The 16,390-nt window shown below is 73.7% G+C and carries 17 protein-coding genes; 9 read left to right on the forward strand and 8 right to left on the reverse strand.

Going from position 1 to position 16,390, the window contains the following annotated elements; translation table 11 throughout:
* Positions 1-14: 14 nt before the first annotated feature.
* Positions 15-3,290 carry an AfsR/SARP family transcriptional regulator gene (locus tag ACZ6ZN_RS09350; protein WP_469644581.1) on the reverse strand — a complete coding sequence of 1,092 codons (3,276 nt, stop codon included), beginning with the start codon at positions 3,288-3,290 and terminating at the stop codon, positions 15-17.
* A gap of 236 nt (positions 3,291-3,526) precedes the next feature.
* On the opposite strand from ACZ6ZN_RS09350, the gene ACZ6ZN_RS09355 reads away from it, so the two are divergent.
* Positions 3,527-4,327, forward strand: a complete 801-nt coding sequence (locus ACZ6ZN_RS09355) for a site-2 protease family protein (RefSeq protein WP_451876463.1) — start codon at positions 3,527-3,529, stop codon at positions 4,325-4,327.
* An 11-nt stretch (positions 4,328-4,338) separates the two neighbouring features.
* Here the strand turns inward: ACZ6ZN_RS09355 and ACZ6ZN_RS09360 are convergent, their stop codons facing one another.
* Entirely contained in the window at positions 4,339-4,518 is a 180-nt protein-coding gene (locus tag ACZ6ZN_RS09360) for a hypothetical protein (RefSeq protein ID WP_469644586.1), read from the reverse strand.
* 65 nt (positions 4,519-4,583) lie between these two features.
* Positions 4,584-5,303 carry an NADPH-dependent F420 reductase gene (gene npdG, locus ACZ6ZN_RS09365; RefSeq protein ID WP_398111287.1) on the reverse strand — a complete coding sequence of 240 codons (720 nt, stop codon included), beginning with the start codon at positions 5,301-5,303 and terminating at the stop codon, positions 4,584-4,586.
* Positions 5,304-5,512: 209 nt separating this feature from the next.
* Here npdG and ACZ6ZN_RS09370 point away from each other — a divergent pair, with 209 nt between their 5' ends.
* The gene (locus ACZ6ZN_RS09370; RefSeq protein WP_369197327.1) at positions 5,513-6,115 is read left to right on the forward strand and encodes a hypothetical protein; all 603 of its coding nucleotides are present in this window, start codon (positions 5,513-5,515) and stop codon (positions 6,113-6,115) included.
* Positions 6,116-6,236: 121 nt separating this feature from the next.
* Here the strand turns inward: ACZ6ZN_RS09370 and ACZ6ZN_RS09375 are convergent, their stop codons facing one another.
* Positions 6,237-6,467, reverse strand: coding sequence for a hypothetical protein (locus ACZ6ZN_RS09375; RefSeq protein ID WP_398111289.1), 231 nt, complete (start codon positions 6,465-6,467; stop codon positions 6,237-6,239).
* 58 nt (positions 6,468-6,525) lie between these two features.
* Here ACZ6ZN_RS09375 and map point away from each other — a divergent pair, with 58 nt between their 5' ends.
* Positions 6,526-7,383, forward strand: a complete 858-nt coding sequence (gene map, locus ACZ6ZN_RS09380) for a type I methionyl aminopeptidase (protein WP_398111290.1) — start codon at positions 6,526-6,528, stop codon at positions 7,381-7,383.
* Positions 7,384-7,536: 153 nt separating this feature from the next.
* The gene (locus ACZ6ZN_RS09385) at positions 7,537-8,184 is read left to right on the forward strand and encodes a biliverdin-producing heme oxygenase (RefSeq protein WP_469644592.1); all 648 of its coding nucleotides are present in this window, start codon (positions 7,537-7,539) and stop codon (positions 8,182-8,184) included.
* Between the two features lie 70 nt (positions 8,185-8,254).
* Here the strand turns inward: ACZ6ZN_RS09385 and ACZ6ZN_RS09390 are convergent, their stop codons facing one another.
* Together ACZ6ZN_RS09390 and ACZ6ZN_RS09395 are read right to left on the reverse strand one after the other, a co-directional pair.
* A complete protein-coding gene (locus ACZ6ZN_RS09390; protein WP_369197323.1) occupies positions 8,255-8,458 on the reverse strand; it encodes a hypothetical protein in 204 nt (67 codons plus the stop codon).
* 98 nt (positions 8,459-8,556) lie between these two features.
* Positions 8,557-9,234, reverse strand: coding sequence for a PhzF family phenazine biosynthesis protein (locus ACZ6ZN_RS09395; protein WP_469644594.1), 678 nt, complete (start codon positions 9,232-9,234; stop codon positions 8,557-8,559).
* Between the two features lie 219 nt (positions 9,235-9,453).
* Between ACZ6ZN_RS09395 and efeO the strand changes: the two genes are divergently transcribed.
* From efeO to ACZ6ZN_RS09415, 4 genes are all read left to right on the forward strand, one after another.
* Positions 9,454-10,605 carry an iron uptake system protein EfeO gene (gene efeO / locus ACZ6ZN_RS09400; protein ID WP_469644597.1) on the forward strand — a complete coding sequence of 384 codons (1,152 nt, stop codon included), beginning with the start codon at positions 9,454-9,456 and terminating at the stop codon, positions 10,603-10,605.
* Between the two features lie 11 nt (positions 10,606-10,616).
* Positions 10,617-11,855 (forward strand): iron uptake transporter deferrochelatase/peroxidase subunit, encoded by a 1,239-nt coding sequence (gene efeB, locus ACZ6ZN_RS09405; protein WP_398111295.1) that lies wholly within the window; start codon positions 10,617-10,619, stop codon positions 11,853-11,855.
* A gap of 2 nt (positions 11,856-11,857) precedes the next feature.
* The gene (gene efeU / locus ACZ6ZN_RS09410) at positions 11,858-12,688 is read left to right on the forward strand and encodes an iron uptake transporter permease EfeU (RefSeq protein WP_469644600.1); all 831 of its coding nucleotides are present in this window, start codon (positions 11,858-11,860) and stop codon (positions 12,686-12,688) included.
* A 125-nt stretch (positions 12,689-12,813) separates the two neighbouring features.
* Complete coding sequence (locus tag ACZ6ZN_RS09415) at positions 12,814-13,806, forward strand: SCO2278 family lipoprotein (RefSeq protein WP_469644603.1); 993 nt, start codon at positions 12,814-12,816, stop codon at positions 13,804-13,806.
* Between the two features lie 47 nt (positions 13,807-13,853).
* On the opposite strand, the gene ACZ6ZN_RS09420 is transcribed toward ACZ6ZN_RS09415, so the two are convergent.
* Positions 13,854-14,588 (reverse strand): bifunctional DNA primase/polymerase, encoded by a 735-nt coding sequence (locus ACZ6ZN_RS09420; RefSeq protein ID WP_451876472.1) that lies wholly within the window; start codon positions 14,586-14,588, stop codon positions 13,854-13,856.
* A 208-nt stretch (positions 14,589-14,796) separates the two neighbouring features.
* Between ACZ6ZN_RS09420 and ACZ6ZN_RS09425 the strand changes: the two genes are divergently transcribed.
* Entirely contained in the window at positions 14,797-15,672 is an 876-nt protein-coding gene (locus ACZ6ZN_RS09425) for a glycerophosphodiester phosphodiesterase (protein ID WP_451876473.1), read from the forward strand.
* A 43-nt stretch (positions 15,673-15,715) separates the two neighbouring features.
* Here the strand turns inward: ACZ6ZN_RS09425 and ACZ6ZN_RS09430 are convergent, their stop codons facing one another.
* On the reverse strand, positions 15,716-16,357 hold the full coding sequence (locus tag ACZ6ZN_RS09430; protein ID WP_451876474.1) for a TetR/AcrR family transcriptional regulator: 642 nt from the start codon (positions 16,355-16,357) through the stop codon (positions 15,716-15,718).
* Positions 16,358-16,390 lie beyond the last annotated feature (33 nt).

Genomic DNA, 16,390 nt, shown 5'->3' on the forward strand with positions numbered 1-16,390 from the left:
GCGGCCGGGCGCCGTCAGAGCAGGGCGGCGGCCTCCTCGACCGTGAGGCCGTCGCCCCGCGCGTACGCGGCCTCGTACGCTGCGTCGCCGAGCACTTCCCGGGCCTGCCGTTCCGCCGCCTCGCGGGTCTCGCGCTCCTGCCGCTGGGCGAGGTGGCCGGGCGGCAGCAGGGCGTCGGCGGCGCCGAGGCAGCGGGCCGCGTCCGCGGCGCGCCGTCCCCCGTCGAGGGCGGACAGGGCCCTGGCTCCGGTGGTCAGGTACACCGCCCGCATATGGGGCGCGATGGCCTCGGACACGGGGTCGCCCGCCCGCTCCAGTGCCCTGCGGGTGCGGTCCAGGCAGTCCTCGTGGCGGCCCTCCATGGCGTCCAGCCAGGCCTCCGCGCCGAGGATGAACGCGTCGAAGACGATGAAGTGGGAGATCCGGAAGTCCTCGCGCAGCCGCCGCAGTTGCTCGCGGGCCTCGGGGAAGCGGCCGGTCATGCCGAGCCGCCCGGCGAGGAACAGCCGCGCGGCGGGCATGGCCTCGCTGTGCGAGTCCTCGTGCTGGGCGATCACCTCGCGCAGCAGCCGCTCGCCGCGTTCGTCCTCGCCGGACTCCAGCAGCGCACTGCCGAGCCGGGCGGTGAGGACGGCCGCCTGGGCCCGGGCGCCGAGCCGTTCGGCGTGGGCGATGGCGGCCTCGTAGTCGGCGGCGGCCAGGGCGTGGTGGCCCTTGCGCTCATGGGCCTCGGCGCGGGCGGACAGGGCCTCGGCGGTGCCCCAGGAGTCGCCGAGGCGGCGGTAGATCTCCAGCGACTCGTCGGCGTCGCGCCCGGCGTCACCGGCCCAGTCGGTGCGGTTGGCGAGGAAGTTGGCCCGCATCTGCAGCCCGGAGGCCAGCTCCCAGTCGAAGCCGGGCGTGGCGCGGCAGGTGCGGATGGAGGCGTCCATGATGATCCGCAGCCGGTCCATGTCGCCGGTCAGCATCACGGCGAAGAACCACAGCAGGCCGGGCAGGCGGCAGTTCTGCGGCAGGCCCGGCTCGTAGGTGGCGGCGATGGTCCGCAGCTTCTGCTGGGAGCGCGGGTTCTGCCAGGCGTCCAGTTCGGTGTCCATGCACGCCAGGTGCGCCAGGTGGATGCCGCGCCGGGCCTCCCACAGGATTTCGCCGGTCATGGGCGGCGGGGCGTCGGTGCAGCGCTGCCAGACGGGGGCGGCGGGGCGCACCGGCTCGGTGAACGGGTCCGGCCCGAGGGCCATGACCTCGCGGCACCAGTTCCGGGCCTCGATGCGCAGATCGCGCATCTGCCAGTACCAGACCAGCGACAGGGCCAGGCACAGCGCCTCCTGCTCGTCGCGCAGGGCGACGGCGTGCCGCAGGGCGGTGCGCAGGTTCTCGTACTCGCGCTCCAGGCGCCGGATGGCGCCGCTCTGCTCCGGGCCGCGCAGCAAAGGGTCCGTGCGGCGCGCCAGTTCGCGGAACCAGGTCAGGTGGGCCCGCTCGGCCGCGGCGCGCTGCCCGGACTCGTCCAGCCGCTCGGCCGCGTACTCGGCGACGGTCTCCAGCAACCGGTAGCGCATCTCGCCGTCGGCCGGTGCGGCCACGACCAGGGAGCGGTCGACGAGGGAGCCGAGCGCCTCCAGGGCGGCCGGTCCGCACACCGCCTCGGCGGCGGGCAGGTCGCAGCCGCCCGCGAACACCGACAGCCGCCGCAGGATGTCGCGTTCGTCCTCGTCGAGGAGTTCCCAGGACCAGTCGACGACGGCCCGCAGGGTCTGCTGGCGGGGCAAAACCGTGCGGCTGCCGGAGGTGAGCAGGCGGAAGCGGTCGTCGAGCCGGTCGGCGATCTGGCGGGGGGTGAGCATCCGCAGCCGGGCGGCGGCCAGTTCGATGGCGAGCGGCAGTCCGTCCAGCCGCCGGCAGATCTCGGCGCACGCCGCGGGGTCGTCCTCGATGCGGAATCCGGGCCGGACCGCGGCGCCCCGCTCGGCGAACAGGCGCAGGGCGACCGGCTCGGGCAGCGGCTCCACCGGGCGGAGCAACTCGCCCGCGACGCCCAGGGGTTCGCGGCTGGTGGCCAGGACGGTGAGGCCGGGGCAGCGCTGGAGCAGTTCCTCGGCGAGCCGGGCGGCCGCGGCGGCGACGTGCTCGCAGTTGTCCAGGATGAGCAGCATGCCGGGGCGGGAGCAGTGCTCGGCGAGACGTTCGACGGGGTCGTCGAGCCGTTCGGCCACGGCGGCGCGGATGCCCTCGGCGCCGGCGCCGTACAGCACGGTCTCGCGGGCGCCGACGGCGGTGAGCACGGCCTCCGGCACGGCGGCGGGGTCGTCGACCGGGGCGAGTTCGGCCAGCCACACCCCGCCGGGCATGCTGCCCCGTACGGTCTCGGCGGCCTCCTGCGACAGGCGGGTCTTCCCGGCGCCACCGGGGCCGAGCAGCGTCACCAGGCGTGCCGCCTTGAGGTCCCGGCGGAGGGTGTCGATGTCGGCCTCGCGGCCGATGAAGGAGGTGAGGCGGGCGCGGAGGTTCCCGGCCGGCCGGCCCGGCCGCACGGCGGCGGGCACGGGCCCGGGGTCGTCGCCGGCCCGCAGCAACTCCGCGTGCAGGGAGCGCAGTTCGAGTCCCGGGTCCGTGCCCAGACGGTCGGCGAGCAGCCGTCGCACCTCGTCGTAGGCGTCCAGCGCCTCCGCGGTGCGGCCCGCCTCGCGCAGGGCGCGCAGCCGGAGTGCCTGGAGCGGCTCGTCCAGGGGGTGGCCGTCGCACAGGGCGGTCAGCTCCGGCAGGGCCTGCTCGGCCCGGCCCAGGGCGAGGGCGGCGGTGTGGCGGGCCCGCAGCACGTCCAGCCGGCGGGCCTCGACGCGGGCCGCCTCGGCGGTGCGCTCGGGCAGGTCGGCGAGGGCCGGGTCGCGCCACAGCGCGAGGGCGTCGTCGAGGACGGCGGCGGCCTTGCCCGGGTCGCCGTCGGCCAGGGCGCGCAGCCCCTCGCCCGCGAGCCGTTCGAAGCGGTGCAGGTCGATGTCGTCCGGCGCGGCGGTGAGGCGGTAGCCGCCCTCGGCGGAGGCCACGGCGTCGGCGCCCAGGGCCCGCCGCAGCCGGCCGACGAGCGCCTGCAGCGCGCCCGGGGCGTCGGCGGGTGGCTCGGCGCCCCACACCTCGTCGACGAGCAGGCCCACGGACACGGTCCGCCCGGCGCGGAGGGCCAGCACGGTCAGCAGCGCACGCAACCGCGCCCCGCCCACCGGGACGGCCGAGCCGTCGGTGCGGAGCGCCTGGGTGGTGCCGAGGATGCGGTAGCGCACGGGGTCCATTGTCTCCGGTGGTGCGGGGGCGGGGCACGGCGGTGCCCGGCGCGGCGGCGGTTGCGCGGCCGGATGCGGGGTGCCGGTCGGATGCGGGGTGCCGGTCGGGTTCTTGCGGCCCGGCGCGGTCACCGGGCGCCGGACCGCACCACCCTTGCGGAACCGGCCGCCCCGCGCGAGGCGTTTTTCGTGTGCGCCCGGTAGCGTCGGGCCGTCCCACCGGGTGTTCGAGAGCAGGGAGTCCGATGACCACCGCCACCAGCCGCCACAGCGAGCGGCGGATCAGTCCCGTCTTCGTCGGGATCCTGGCCGTGACGGCGGTCACGGGATGGGCGACCTGGACCGGGTTCGCGGAGCAGCCCGGGGTCGCCGTGTTCCTGTTCGTGACGGCGGCGTGGATCGTCTCGCTGTGCCTGCACGAGTACGCGCACGCCCGCACCGCCCTGCACAGCGGCGACATCTCGATCGGCGCGAAGGGCTATCTGACCCTGAATCCGCTGAAGTACACGCACGCGCTGCTCAGCATCGTGCTGCCGGTGATCTTCGTGATCATGGGCGGCATCGGTCTGCCCGGCGGTGCCGTGTTCATCGAGCGGAACCGGATCCGGGGCCGCTGGAGGCACAGTCTGATCTCGGCGGCGGGCCCGCTGACCAACGTGCTGTTCGCCGTCGTGTGCACCGCCCCGTTCTGGCTGGGCGCGCTGGACGGCGTGCCGGCCGACTTCCGGTTCGCGCTGGCGTTCCTCGCGCTGCTCCAGGTGACGGCCGCGCTGCTGAACTTCCTGCCGGTGCCGGGCCTGGACGGCTACGGCGTGATCGAGCCGTGGCTGTCGTACGGCGTCCGGCGGCAGGTGGAGCCGTTCGCGCCGTTCGGCCTGCTGTTCGTGTTCGCGCTGCTGTGGCTGCCCGCGGTGAACGGCGTCTTCTTCGACGCGGTCGACGCGATCCTGAAGTCCCTCGGGATCAGCGACGTCGAGACGTACTGCGGGCAGGAGCTGTACCGCTTCTGGCAGGGCTCGAACGAGTTCTGCTCGGTGGCGCCCTGAGGGTGCCGGTCTCAGCCGGCGACGGACTTCTGCTGCCGGCCGCGCTTGACGTAGTACCAGCACATGTTGGACGACAGGCCCGCCAGCAGCACCCACACGATGCCCAGCCAGCTGCCCTGGACGAAGGAGACGACGGCCGCGGTCACGGACAGAAGGCAGACGATGAGGGCGTAGAGGGCGAGGCGGGGCATGTCGGGTGGCTCCTGTCGGGGGACACTGCGGGCACTGCGGGCGCCTTCCAGTGTCCCCCATGCGGTCATACGTCCGTGACGCGGAGCCCGGCGTGTGCCTTGTAGCGGCGGTTGACCGAGATCAGGTTCGCGACCAGGGACTCCACCTGGTGGGCGTTGCGCAGCCGCCCGGCGAAGACGCCGCGCATGCCGGGGATGCGGCCGGCCAGGGCCTGCACGATCTCCACGTCCGCCCGCTCCTCCCCGAGCACCATGACGTCGGTGTCGATCCGCTCGATCTCCGGGTCCTGGAGCAGGACGGCCGACAGGTGGTGGAAGGCGGCCGTGACGCGGGAGTCCGGCAGCAGGGCGGCGGCCTGCTCGGCGGCGCTGCCCTCCTCCGGCTTGAGGGCGTAGGCGCCCTTCTTGTCGAAGCCGAGCGGGTTGACGCAGTCGACGACGAGCTTGCCGGCGAGTTCCTCGCGCAGCGACTCCAGGGTCTTGCCGTGGCCCTCCCACGGCACGGCGACGATCACGATGTCGCTGCGGCGCGCGGTCTCGGCGTTGTCCGCGCCCTCGACGCCGTGGCCGATCTCCTCGGCGGCGGCCTGCGCGCGGTCGGCGGCACGGGAGCCGATGATCACCTTCTGCCCGGCCCGGGCGAGCCGGTTGGCGAGGCCCTTGCCCTGGGGGCCGGTCCCGCCGAGCACGCCGACGACGAGCCCGGAGACGTCGGGCAGGTCCCAGGGGTCCTTGGCGGGCGCCTTCTGCGCGGTTCCGGTGGCGGCACTGTCGGTAGAGGTCATGGCCCCGACTCTACGGCCGCGCCGCCGACCCGACCGTTCCAGGTGCCGGTGCCCGGCGCCCGGCCGGCCGGGCCGGGGGACGACGCGTCTCCCGGCCGCTCCCCCGCCCGTTCGGCCGTGGAACGGATGTCCGGGGCGCGTGCCCGGGCCGGGCGAATCCGCGGGCAAGCGCGTCCGGGTCCCGGGGCAGCCGGGGCAGGATCGGGGTCATGGATGCCGTACGGGTCGCGCTGCTGCGGGAAGTGCTCGCCGGGACGGAGTGGCTGGGCGCCACCCGGCGGTTCGCCGGGGCCCTGCGGGGGTCGGTGGTGTCGCACGGCGGCGGACTGCTGCTGGTCGGCACGCCGGAGTACGAGCCCTGGCACCTGGCGGCGCACCTCGTGGACGAGGCCGCCTGGTCGGGCACGCCGGAGCTGGCCCCGACGCTGGTGCGGCACGACGCCCGCCCCTCGGACCCGGCGCACCTCGCGGTCGGTCTCGGCCGGCTGGAGGCGGCCCGGCGCGGCGAGACCCTGCTGGTGGTGACCCCGGGGGCCCCGGCGGCCGCGCTGCTGGAACGCGTCTTCGACGCCCGCCGCGCCGGGGCGACGATCCTGGCCCTCGGCCAGGGCGGGGACGAGCTGCCGTCGATGTCCCACGAGGTCCTGGCGGTCCCCGACGGGGCGGAGCTGGACCTCGACACCGTGCAGCACCTGGTCAGCGCGGCGGCGGGCGAGAACGCCCTGCCGGCTCCACGCGGCCGGCGCCGGCTGCGGGACCGGGTGTCGAGACTGGCGGAACACCTGACGGCACCGCCCCCGGCCCGCTGGTGACACGCCGCACCCCGCGCCCCCGGTCGGCGCCCAGCGGGGGGCACCCCCGGGGCGCACCGCTCCGGCATGACCGACGCCCGGGGCGGCAGGGGCCGGGGACCGGGCGTCGTGTCGGGGTGGGTCAGCCGTCCTCTCGGCCGCCCGCCGGGGCGTCGTGCCACTTCGGGTCGTTCTCCCACTGGAGATTGCGCTCCCGGGCGGTCGCCATCGCGTGCTCGGCCTCCGTACGGCTCGTGTACGGGCCGAAGCGGTCCTTGTTGGGGCACTCGGGCCCCTCTTCGACCTTCTTGTGCTCCAGGCAGTAGTACCACTCGCCCGGCTTGCCGACCGTCCGCTTCTTGAACAGGGCCATGACCAGCTCCTCTCGCCACCGACATGTTCCCCCGTCGCCGCTGGTTAGACTCGCTGGCATGTCTGGCCAGTCGCTGCTCGTCCCCGGGGAGCTCTCCCCCACCCGTTCCGTGCCCGGAAACATCCGCCGCCCCGAGTACGTGGGCAAGCCCGCGCCGAAGCCGTACACCGGACCGGAGGTGCAGACGCCCGAGACGATCGAGGCGATGCGCGTCGCCGGCCGGATCGCGGCCCGGGCGATGGCGGAGGCCGCGAAGCTCATCGCCCCCGGCGTGACGACCGACGAGCTCGACAAGGTGGCGCACGAGTACATGTGCGACCACGGCGCCTACCCCTCGACGCTCGGCTACCGCGGCTTCCCCAAGTCGCTGTGCACGAGCGTGAACGAGGTCATCTGCCACGGCATCCCGGACTCGACCGTGCTGCGCGACGGCGACATCGTCAACCTGGACGTCACGGCGTACATCGGCGGGGTGCACGGCGACAACAACGCCACCTACCTCGTGGGTGACGTCGACGAGGAGTCGCGGCTGCTGGTCGAGCGGACCCGGGAGTCGCTGGAGCGGGCGATCAAGGCGGTCAGGCCCGGCCGGCAGATCAACATCATCGGCCGCGTCATCGAGTCGTACGCCAAGCGCTTCGGGTACGGGGTGGTGCGGGACTTCACCGGCCACGGCATCAACTCGTCGTTCCACTCGGGCCTGATCGTCCCGCACTACGACAGCCCGCACGCGACCACGGTCATCCAGCCCGGGATGACGTTCACGATCGAGCCGATGCTGACCCTCGGGACGCACGAGTACGACATGTGGGACGACGGCTGGACCGTCGTCACCAAGGACCGCAAGCGCACGGCGCAGTTCGAGCACACGCTGGTCGTCACGGACACCGGCGCGGAGATCCTCACGCTGCCGTAGCACGCCCACGGACCCGGCGACGGCCCGCTCTCCCCGGAGGGCGGGCCGTCGGCGTGCGCGCGGCGGTTTTTCCCGACGCCGTGTCGGGAAGTTTACCGACAGCACGTCGGCAAGCCGTTGACTCGGGGTGACCCGACCGCAGAGAGTGGGCCCATGGAATCCTTCTCGACCGTCGTCCGGACCGCGTCCCGCGAGCAGCACGAGCAGGTCAGGGGCTCGGCCTTCCTGAGCGACCTGCTCGGAGGCAGGCTGGGGGTCGAGGCGTTCGCCCGCTACACAGAGCAGCTGTGGTTCGTGTACGACGCCCTGGAGTCCGCCGCCGGGCGGCTGGCCGGGGACCCGGTGGCCGGCCCCTTCGTCCGCCCGGAGCTGTTCCGCGGGGCGGCGCTGGAGCGGGACCTGGAGCATCTGCGCGGCCCCGGCTGGCGCGCGTCGGCCGAAGCGCTGCCGGCGACGCGCGCCTACGCCGGGCGGATCGCCGAGTGCGCGCGCACCTGGCCGGCCGGGTACGTCGCCCACCACTACATCCGCTACCTCGGCGACCTCTCCGGCGGGCAGATCATCCGCGCCACGGCCGAGAAGACGTGGGGCTTCGCGAGCAAGGGTGACGGGGTCCGCTTCTACGTGTTCGAGCAGGTCCCCAACCCGGCCGCCTTCAAGCGGGGCTACTGGGAGCTGCTGGACGCGGTCCCCGCGGACGAGCTGGAGCGCCAGCGGGTCGTGGCCGAGTGCAGCCGGGCGTACGAGCTGAATCACGGGGTCTTCCGCGCCCTGGGCGAGGAGTTCCCGCTCTCGGCGTGACGCGTGCGGGAACGGACCGGGGCCCCTCGCGCGCGGCGAGGGGCCCCGGTCCGTTCGAAGCTCGGCCGACTCAGATGTCGAACGGGCCGTTGTGGCAGACGGCGCCGCCCCACTCGATCTCGGCGGTCTCGGCCTCGAGCTCACCGAAGTACGGGCTGCACGCCACGTGGTCGCGGTACTCGTGGCCCTCGTCGTCGGCCGCGGCGGTCGCCGCACCCGTGGCGGTCACGGCGGCGGTCAGGGCGATGACGGCCAGAGCGGAACGAATGCGCATGGGATTCCTCTCGCGGTGGTGCTCGGTCACGCCCAGTGGTCCCCGCTCACCGCGGCTCACACACGCTGTTCCACCCGTACGGGCGCGCGCCGACCGGGTCAGCGTTCCAGACGCACCCGGCCGCCGACCTCGGTCCAGCCGCCCGGCTGGGGCGCGGTGAGGATCTGGGACCCGGCCCCCTGGGTGATGTTGAGGGCCCGGCCCAGCAGGTCCGTGAGCAGCAGGGCCGCCGCCCCGGTCGCCTCGTCCTCGTCGATGCCGTCGCCCCGGCCGGGGAAGGCCCGGGCCCGGATCCGCCCGGCGGGTTCGTCCTCCCAGGCCCAGGCGTACACCCTCCCCCACAGCCCGAACGGCGTGGGCGGTGCCCCCACCCCGGGCGGTGGCACGTCCAGCTCGTCGACCTCCGCTGCGCTGCCGTACTGGCGCAGGGTGCGCGGCGGGACCCAGTCCGCCCGGGCCTCGATCCAGCAGAACTCCCCGTCCTGCCGCGCCCCGACGACCCCCGCCGGGGTGACCAGTTCCGGCACGTCCAGCAGCCAGGCAGCACCGACGCAGGGGTGCCCGGCGAAGGGCAGGCGCACGGTGGGGGTGTAGATGTCGATCACCCCGCGCTCGGGGTCGTCGACGAACACCGTCTCGCTGAACCCGGCCTTCGCGGCGAACGCCTGCCGGTCCTCCCGCTCCGGCAGGACGGAGCCCTCGCGCACGACCGCGAGCTCGTTGCCGTATCCGCCGTTCGGCCCGCAGAACACGCGGAGCACGTCGTAGTCAGTCACGGGGGGCATTCAAGCACCGGTCGATCACCCGGGCGGGCGGGGGCGGAGGACGGGAAGAACGAGCGTTCGCGCAACCCGGCGCCGCAGTCTTGACCGCTCCTTGACCGATTCATGAGGTGGATTTGATGACACTTACGCGATTCTTATGCGTTAGGTGAGCCTCACCTTCCCAAGCCGAGGCTCACCGCACTCATGTTTCGGCCACGCACTGGAGCCCTCATGCGACCCGCGAGACCTTCCCTCGCCCTCACCGCCGTCGCGGTGGCGGCTCTGACCGCCGTCACCGGCTGCACCGAGAAGAGCGACGCCAAGGGCGGCGACCGCGTGATCAACGTGACCGCGACCGACGACAAGTGCGAGGTGTCGAAGAAGGAGTTCCCGGCCGGGCACGTCGAGCTGGCCGTCGAGAACAAGGGCTCCAAGGTCACCGAGGTCTACGTCCTCTTCCCCGACGACCGCGTGGTCACCGAGCGGGAGAACATAGGCCCCGGCACCAAGCAGCGCGTCACCGCCGAGGTGAAGGCCGGCGACTACCAGATCGCCTGCAAGCCCGGCATGAAGGGCGACGGCATCCGCCAGTCCGTGAAGGCCACCGGCGGCAAGGCCGTCAAGCGCGACCCGCGCCTGGACCGGGCCGTGGCGGCGTACCGGTCCTACGTGCAGCAGCAGGCCGACGAGACGCTGCCGAAGGCGGAGGCCTTCGCCGAGGCCGTCCAGGACGGTGACCTCGACGCCGCGAAGAAGGCCTACGCCCCCTCCCGCATCGGCTGGGAGCGCACTGAGCCCGTCGCGGAGTCCTTCGGCGACATCGACCCCAAGGTCGACGTCCGCGAGGACGGACTGGAGGACGGCCAGGACCCGGCCACCGACTGGACCGGCTGGCACCGCCTGGAAAAGGCGCTGTGGGAGGACGGGAAGATCGGCGCCCGCGAGAAGGACCTCGCCGGGCTGCTGATCAAGGACCTGAAGGACTGGCAGAACCGGGTCGGCAAGGCCGAGATCACCCCGACCTCCATGGCCAACGGCGCCAAGGAACTCCTCGACGAGGTCGCCACCGGCAAGGTCACCGGCGAGGAGGAGCGTTACTCGCACACCGACCTGGTCGACTTCAAGGCCAACGTCGAGGGCGCGCAGAAGTCCTACGACCTGCTCGAGCCGGTCGCCAAGGAGAACGACCCGGCCCTGGCCACCGAGCTGGACAAGCAGTTCGCGGCCCTGAACGCCCTGCTCGACAAGTACCGCCCCGACAGCGGCTCCTACGCGTTCACCTCCTACGACAAGGTCGGCAAGGCCGACCGCAAGGAGCTGTCGGACGCGGTCAACGCCCTGGCGGAGCCGCTGTCGAAGCTCGCCGCGGCAGTCGTGAAGTAGCGGGAACCGCCATGACGGACAGCAACGCGCCCTCCCCCAGCCGCCGTTCCCTGCTCGGCTGGGGCGGCGCGGGCCTGGCGCTCGGCGCCGCCGCGGCGGGCGGCGCCGTGGCGATGGCCCGCACGGACGAGGAACCGAGGCCGCAGGCCGGCACGGCGGTCGCCTTCCACGGCCCCCACCAGGCGGGCATCGCCACCCCGGTCCAGGACCGCCTGCACTTCGCCGCGTTCGACGTGACGACGGACGACCGGGCGTCCTTCGTCCAGCTCCTCAAGGACTGGACGGAGGCGGCCCGCCGCATGACCGCCGGGCACCCGGTCGGCGAGGGCGCCTACGGCGGCCTGCCCGAGGCACCCCCGGACGACACGGGCGAGGCGCTCGGCCTGCACGCGTCCCGCCTCACCCTGACGATCGGCTTCGGTCCCTCCCTGTTCGACAGGTTCGACCTGGCGGACCGGCGGCCCGAGGCCCTGGTCGACCTGCCCAAGTTCCCGGGCGACAACCTCGACCGGGCCCGCAGCGGCGGCGACCTGTGCATCCAGGCCTGCTCCGACGACCCGCAGGTGGCGGTCCACGCCATCCGCAACCTGGCCCGCATCGGCTTCGGCAAGGTCGTCATCCGCTGGTCGCAGCTCGGCTTCGGCAAGACGTCCTCGACGACGCCCGAGGGGCAGACCCCGCGCAACCTCTTCGGCTTCAAGGACGGCACGCGCAACATCGCGGGCACCGAGACGGACCGCCTGCGCGAGCACGTCTGGGTCGGCGAGAAGGACGGCCCGGCCTGGATGGCGGGCGGCAGCTACCTCGTCGCCCGCCGCATCCGCATGCACATCGAGACCTGGGACCGCACCTCGTTGCAGGAGCAGGAGGACATCTTCGGCCGTGACAAGGGCGAGGGCGCGCCGGTCGGCAAGGCGAAGGAGCGCGACGAGCCGTTCCTGAAGGCGATGAAGCCCGACGCGCACGTGCGGCTCGCGCACCCCGACGCCAACCACGGGGCGACGATCCTGCGCCGCGGCTACTCCTTCACCGACGGCACCGACGGACTGGGCCGCCTGGACGCGGGCCTGTTCTTCCTGGCCTACCAGCGCGACGTGCGCAAGGGCTTCATCCCGATCCAGCGCAACCTGGCCGCGGACGCGCTCAACGAATACATCCAGCACGTGGGTTCGGCGCTGTTCGCCGTCCCGCCGGGCGTCCGCGACCGGGACGACTGGTGGGGCCGGGCGCTGTTCTCCGAGGAGGCGTAGGCATGTTCTCCAACTACCTGATCGGCCTGCGCGAGGGTCTGGAGGCGAGCCTCGTCGTCTGCATCCTCATCGCGTACCTGGTCAAGACCGGCCGCAGGGACGCCCTGAAGCCGATCTGGGCGGGCATCGGCGTCGCCGTGGCGCTCGCGCTCGGCTTCGGCTGCGCCCTCGAATTCGGCTCCCAGGAGCTGACGTTCCAGGCGCAGGAGGCGCTCGGCGGCTCCCTGTCGATCCTCGCCGTGGGCCTGGTGACGTGGATGGTGTTCTGGATGCGGCGCACCGCCCGGCACCTGAAGTCGGAGCTGCACGGCCGGCTGGACGCGGCCCTGGCGATGGGCACCGGCGCGCTGGTCGCCACCGCGTTCCTCGCGGTCGGCCGGGAGGGCCTGGAGACGGCCCTGTTCGTCTGGGCCTCGGTGCACGCCGCGAGCGACGGCACCCCCAAGCCGCTGCTGGGCGTCGCCCTCGGCCTGCTGACGGCGGTCCTGCTGGGCTGGCTGTTCTACCGGGGCGCCCTGCGCATCAACCTGGCGAAGTTCTTCACGTACACCGGCGGCATGCTGGTCGTCGTCGCGGCGGGCGTCCTGGCCTACGGCTTCCACGACCTGCAGGAGGCCGACTTCCTGCCCGGCCTCACCGACAAGGCCTTCGACATCTCCGGCACGATCCCGCCGGACAGCTGGTACGGCACCCTGCTGAAGGGCGTCTTCAACTTCCAGCCCGATCCCACCACCCTCCAGGTCACCGCCTGGCTGCTGTACCTGATCCCGACCCTGGCCCTGTTCCTGGCGCCGGCCAGGACCGCCGAGGAGCCGGTGGGCGAACGGGTCTGACGCCGCCGGGTCCGGCCCGTGCACCCGCTCCGCAGCGGGCGCGCACGGGCCGGACCCACCCCGGTCCGGCCGCCGGAGGCACCCGGTAGGGTTCGCCTCCGGAAAGGGGAAGGTGAAGGAACCCGATGAGCAGGGATCGCGACCCTCGAACGCTCCGCCGGCCCGCCCGGAGCGCCCTCATAGCAGCCTCGCTGACCGCTTTGTCGCTGACGGCGAGCGGATGCGTCGTCGTGCACGGCGAACGGGAGGTCCTCCCGTCCACCACCCGGGCCCAAGCGGCCGAGGCGCTGCGGGAGTTCACCGCCGCGTACAACGAGGCCGACGAGGCCTACGACGCCTCCCTGGACGCCGACCGCACCACGGGAGCCCTCGCCGACATCGACGCGGCCCGGCTGAAGGCCGGCAAGGTGAACAACCCGGACGGCAACCCGAACCACACGCCGCTGAAGCTGACGGACGCGAAGTTCACGATCCCGAAGAAGGCCGGCTGGCCCCGCTGGTTCCTCGCCGACGCCGCCGGCAACAAGGGCGGATCCGCCCGCTGGCTGCTGGTGTTCACCCGCAGCAGCCTCGACGACCCCTTCCAGGTGGCGTACCTGACGCTCGTCGCCCCGGCCGCCGTCCCGCGGTTCGCGCAGGACGCGGACGGCTGGGCCGAGTCCGTGCCGGTGCGGGCGAAGGACCTGGCGACGGCGCCCGGCGAGCTGAGCCGGACGTACGCCGCGTACCTCAAGAGCGGCGGGAAGAGCTTCACCGACGGGCCGCACACCAGCCGGTGGCGGGCCCTGCGGGAGAAGAACGGCAAGCGGCCGGGCATGGTCACGCAGTACATCGACGAGCCGCTCGCCGGCGGCGACTACACGCCGCTGGGGCTGCGCACGGAGGACGGCGGTGCGCTGGTGTTCTTCGCCACGCGGCACTACGAGAAGCAGACGGCGCACGCGGGCACGTCGGTGCCGACGCCCAACAAGGCCGTGCAGGCGCTGACCAAGGGCGAGATCAAGCAGACCCTGACGATGGAGTTCGTCTCCAACGAGGTCGCGCTGGACCCCAAGGGCCCGGGCAAGGTGACGGTCCTCGGGCGGATCCAGGGCCTGACGGCGGCCCAGGGCTCCTAGACGTCACCCGCGGCACGGCGCACCGGCGTGCGGCGGGGCCGGGCGCCTCAGTGCCGCAGGGGCCAGGCCGCACCGGCGGGGTCGCTCTCCTGGCCGGCGTAGCGGGTGCACACCTCGGTGAGCACCTCCAGCAGGCTCAGCGGGTCGGGCAGCGCGTGCTCCGGGCCGCGCACCCACCGCACGGCCTGCTCGTCGCCGGGCAGCCGCGCCGGCGGGACGAGCACGTAGGAGCCGCGGCAGTGCCAGCGCAGCCCGGGGTGCTCGTCCATCGTCTCGGGGTGGCAGTCCAGTTCGCAGGGCCACCACTCGTCCTCGTCCTCGGGCGTACCGCGGGTGAGGGTGAAGAACAGCATGCGCCCGTCGTCGCTCTCGGCGACCGGCCCGACCTCGACGCCCTCGGCGAGCAGCCGCTCCAGCGCGTCACGGCCGGCCTCGAGGGGCACGTCCAGGACGTCGTGCACCATGCCGGTCGCGGTGATGAAGTTGGCCTGCGGCTGGTGGCGGGCCCAGCGCTCGATCTGGCCGCGGTCGGTGGTGGACTGCGTCTGCCAGGCGAAGGACACCGGGTGACGGGCCGGGGTGGGGCAGCCGACGCGGTCGCAGGAGCAGCGGTATCCGGCCGGATGCGCGGCGGGCGCCAGGGGCAGTCCCGCGTCGGCGGCGGCGAGCAGCAGGTCCTCACGGCCGCCGTCCCCGGCGGCCTCCTTCGGCCGGCGCCCGGCGCGCAGCCACTGGGTGAGTCTGCCCTGCAGGCCGCTCCGGCCGCCGAACTCCGCGCTCATCTATCTCCTCGCCTCGCCGTCGTGCCGAACAGCATGCCTCATCGTCCCATCTTTGCGCGCACCGGGGGCCCAGAGCCCACATCCGGGGCAGGACGGCCGAGACGGGTACCGGTGGGGCGAGGCATATGCCGCCGGGATGATCGGCACTCCTCATATGATCTGGTGTCATTGCCCGCTTTGCCATGACATGGCGCCCTACCGTAACGCCATGGTCACTTGGATCGCGCTGACGGGTCTGGCCTCCGCGGCATCCGTGGTCTCGCTGACCCTGACGGGACCCGCCGGCGCCGCCCCGGTCCCGCTGGAGTGGGGCACGGGCCACCTCACGGCCGCGGCCCTGCCCCGGATCACCTACGTCGCCCATCGCGGCGGCGCCCGGGAGGTGCCGGAGAACAGCATGACGGGCCTGATGGCCGCCTACGCCCGGGGGACGGCGCAGGTGCTGGACTTCGACACCCGGATGCTGCGCGACGGCACACCGGTGGTGTTCCACGACGAGACGCTGAACCGCACCACCGCCCTCGGCGGCGAGGTGCGCGGCCTCGACGCCCGTGAGTGGCAGGGCGTACGGCTGCGCCCGAGGGACCGGCTGCCGGGGAGCTGGCGCCCGGAGCGGCCGCCGACGGTCGCCGAGGTGCTGGATCGTTTCGGCGGGCGGATCGTGCTGATGCTGGAGGCGAAGGACCCGCGCAGCCTGGACCGGCTGGCCGGCCTCATCAAGGCCCGCGGCCTGACCCGTTCGGTGTTCGTGAACTCCAACGACCCCGCGGTCGCGCTGCGGGTGCACCGGCTCGGCCTGCTGACACAGCTGTGGCGCTCGGCGGAGCAGTTGCGCACCGACCGGCCCGAGCGGTGGCGGTCCTTCGTGGACCTGCTCGACGTCGACCACCGGGCGCGCGACGCGGACCTGGTGCGGGCCGTGCGGTCGGGCATCCCGCGGGTGTGGGCGCACACGGTGGTGACGGACGCGCAGCGCGACCGGGTGCTCCGGCTGGGCTGCGACGGGGTCATCACGGACGCCCCGGGGCGCCTGGCCCGGGCCGCCCGGCGGGACGTGCGGCGGGACGTCCGGCGGGGCACGTGACGGACCGCCCGGTGGGGCGTCCAGCGGGCGTCCAGCGGGCCTCTCAGCGGGGCGCGAGGCCGTGGAGGGCGTAGTCGACGAGCGTGTCGGTGTACGCGTGGGAGATCGGGCCGGTGTGCTGGAGCCAGCGCTGGGCGAGCGGGGAGACGAAGAACTCCAGGGCGATGCGCGGGTCGACGTCGTCGCGGATCTGCCCGGCGTCCTGCGCGGCACGCAGCCGGCCGATGTAGAGGTCGAGTGAGGGCTGCAGAAGCTTGGCCACCAGCTCCCGCCCGAGCTGCTCGTTGACGACGCCTTCCGCGGCGAGCGCCCGCGAGGGTGCCTCGAAGCGGGGGTCGCGCAGTTCGTCGACGGTGGCGCGCAGGACCGCCTTGAGGTCGGCGGCGACGTCACCGGTGTCGGGGAAGGTGTGGGGTGCGGCCCCGGCCTCCTCGGTGGACCGCTCGGCGAGGTCGAGGAAGGCCTCCATCAGCACGTCCGCCTTGGACGGCCACCACCGGTAGATCGTCTGCTTGCCGACCCCGGCCCGGGCGGCGATGCCCTCGATGGTGGTCTTCGGGTAGCCGGCCTCGACAACGAGCGCCAGGGCGGCGTCGTAGATGGCGCGGCGGGACCGCTCGCTGCGGCGGGTGGAGTCGGGGGCGGGCTTGCCGGCGGCGGGCTGGGGCGAGTTCTGGGCGGCCATGGCCCGAACTTATCAGTTGACAAGACGGTCCGT

The organism is Streptomyces sp. NPDC053665 (assembly GCF_055585285.1).

Coding starts and splice junctions, on each gene's coding strand:
- ACZ6ZN_RS09390 (WP_369197323.1), bottom strand. CDS start 8,458: ATGCGCATTCGTTCCGCTCTGGCCGTCATCGCCCTGACCGCCGCCGTG.
- ACZ6ZN_RS09430 (WP_451876474.1), bottom strand. CDS start 16,357: ATGGCCGCCCAGAACTCGCCCCAGCCCGCCGCCGGCAAGCCCGCCCCC.
- efeB (WP_398111295.1), top strand. CDS start 10,617: ATGACGGACAGCAACGCGCCCTCCCCCAGCCGCCGTTCCCTGCTCGGC.
- efeU (WP_469644600.1), top strand. CDS start 11,858: ATGTTCTCCAACTACCTGATCGGCCTGCGCGAGGGTCTGGAGGCGAGC.
- ACZ6ZN_RS09415 (WP_469644603.1), top strand. CDS start 12,814: ATGAGCAGGGATCGCGACCCTCGAACGCTCCGCCGGCCCGCCCGGAGC.
- ACZ6ZN_RS09375 (WP_398111289.1), bottom strand. CDS start 6,467: ATGGCCCTGTTCAAGAAGCGGACGGTCGGCAAGCCGGGCGAGTGGTAC.
- efeO (WP_469644597.1), top strand. CDS start 9,454: ATGCGACCCGCGAGACCTTCCCTCGCCCTCACCGCCGTCGCGGTGGCG.
- map (WP_398111290.1), top strand. CDS start 6,526: ATGTCTGGCCAGTCGCTGCTCGTCCCCGGGGAGCTCTCCCCCACCCGT.
- ACZ6ZN_RS09370 (WP_369197327.1), top strand. CDS start 5,513: ATGGATGCCGTACGGGTCGCGCTGCTGCGGGAAGTGCTCGCCGGGACG.
- ACZ6ZN_RS09360 (WP_469644586.1), bottom strand. CDS start 4,518: ATGCCCCGCCTCGCCCTCTACGCCCTCATCGTCTGCCTTCTGTCCGTG.
- ACZ6ZN_RS09385 (WP_469644592.1), top strand. CDS start 7,537: ATGGAATCCTTCTCGACCGTCGTCCGGACCGCGTCCCGCGAGCAGCAC.
- ACZ6ZN_RS09420 (WP_451876472.1), bottom strand. CDS start 14,588: ATGAGCGCGGAGTTCGGCGGCCGGAGCGGCCTGCAGGGCAGACTCACC.
- ACZ6ZN_RS09425 (WP_451876473.1), top strand. CDS start 14,797: ATGGTCACTTGGATCGCGCTGACGGGTCTGGCCTCCGCGGCATCCGTG.
- ACZ6ZN_RS09350 (WP_469644581.1), bottom strand. CDS start 3,290: ATGGACCCCGTGCGCTACCGCATCCTCGGCACCACCCAGGCGCTCCGC.
- ACZ6ZN_RS09355 (WP_451876463.1), top strand. CDS start 3,527: ATGACCACCGCCACCAGCCGCCACAGCGAGCGGCGGATCAGTCCCGTC.
- npdG (WP_398111287.1), bottom strand. CDS start 5,303: ATGACCTCTACCGACAGTGCCGCCACCGGAACCGCGCAGAAGGCGCCC.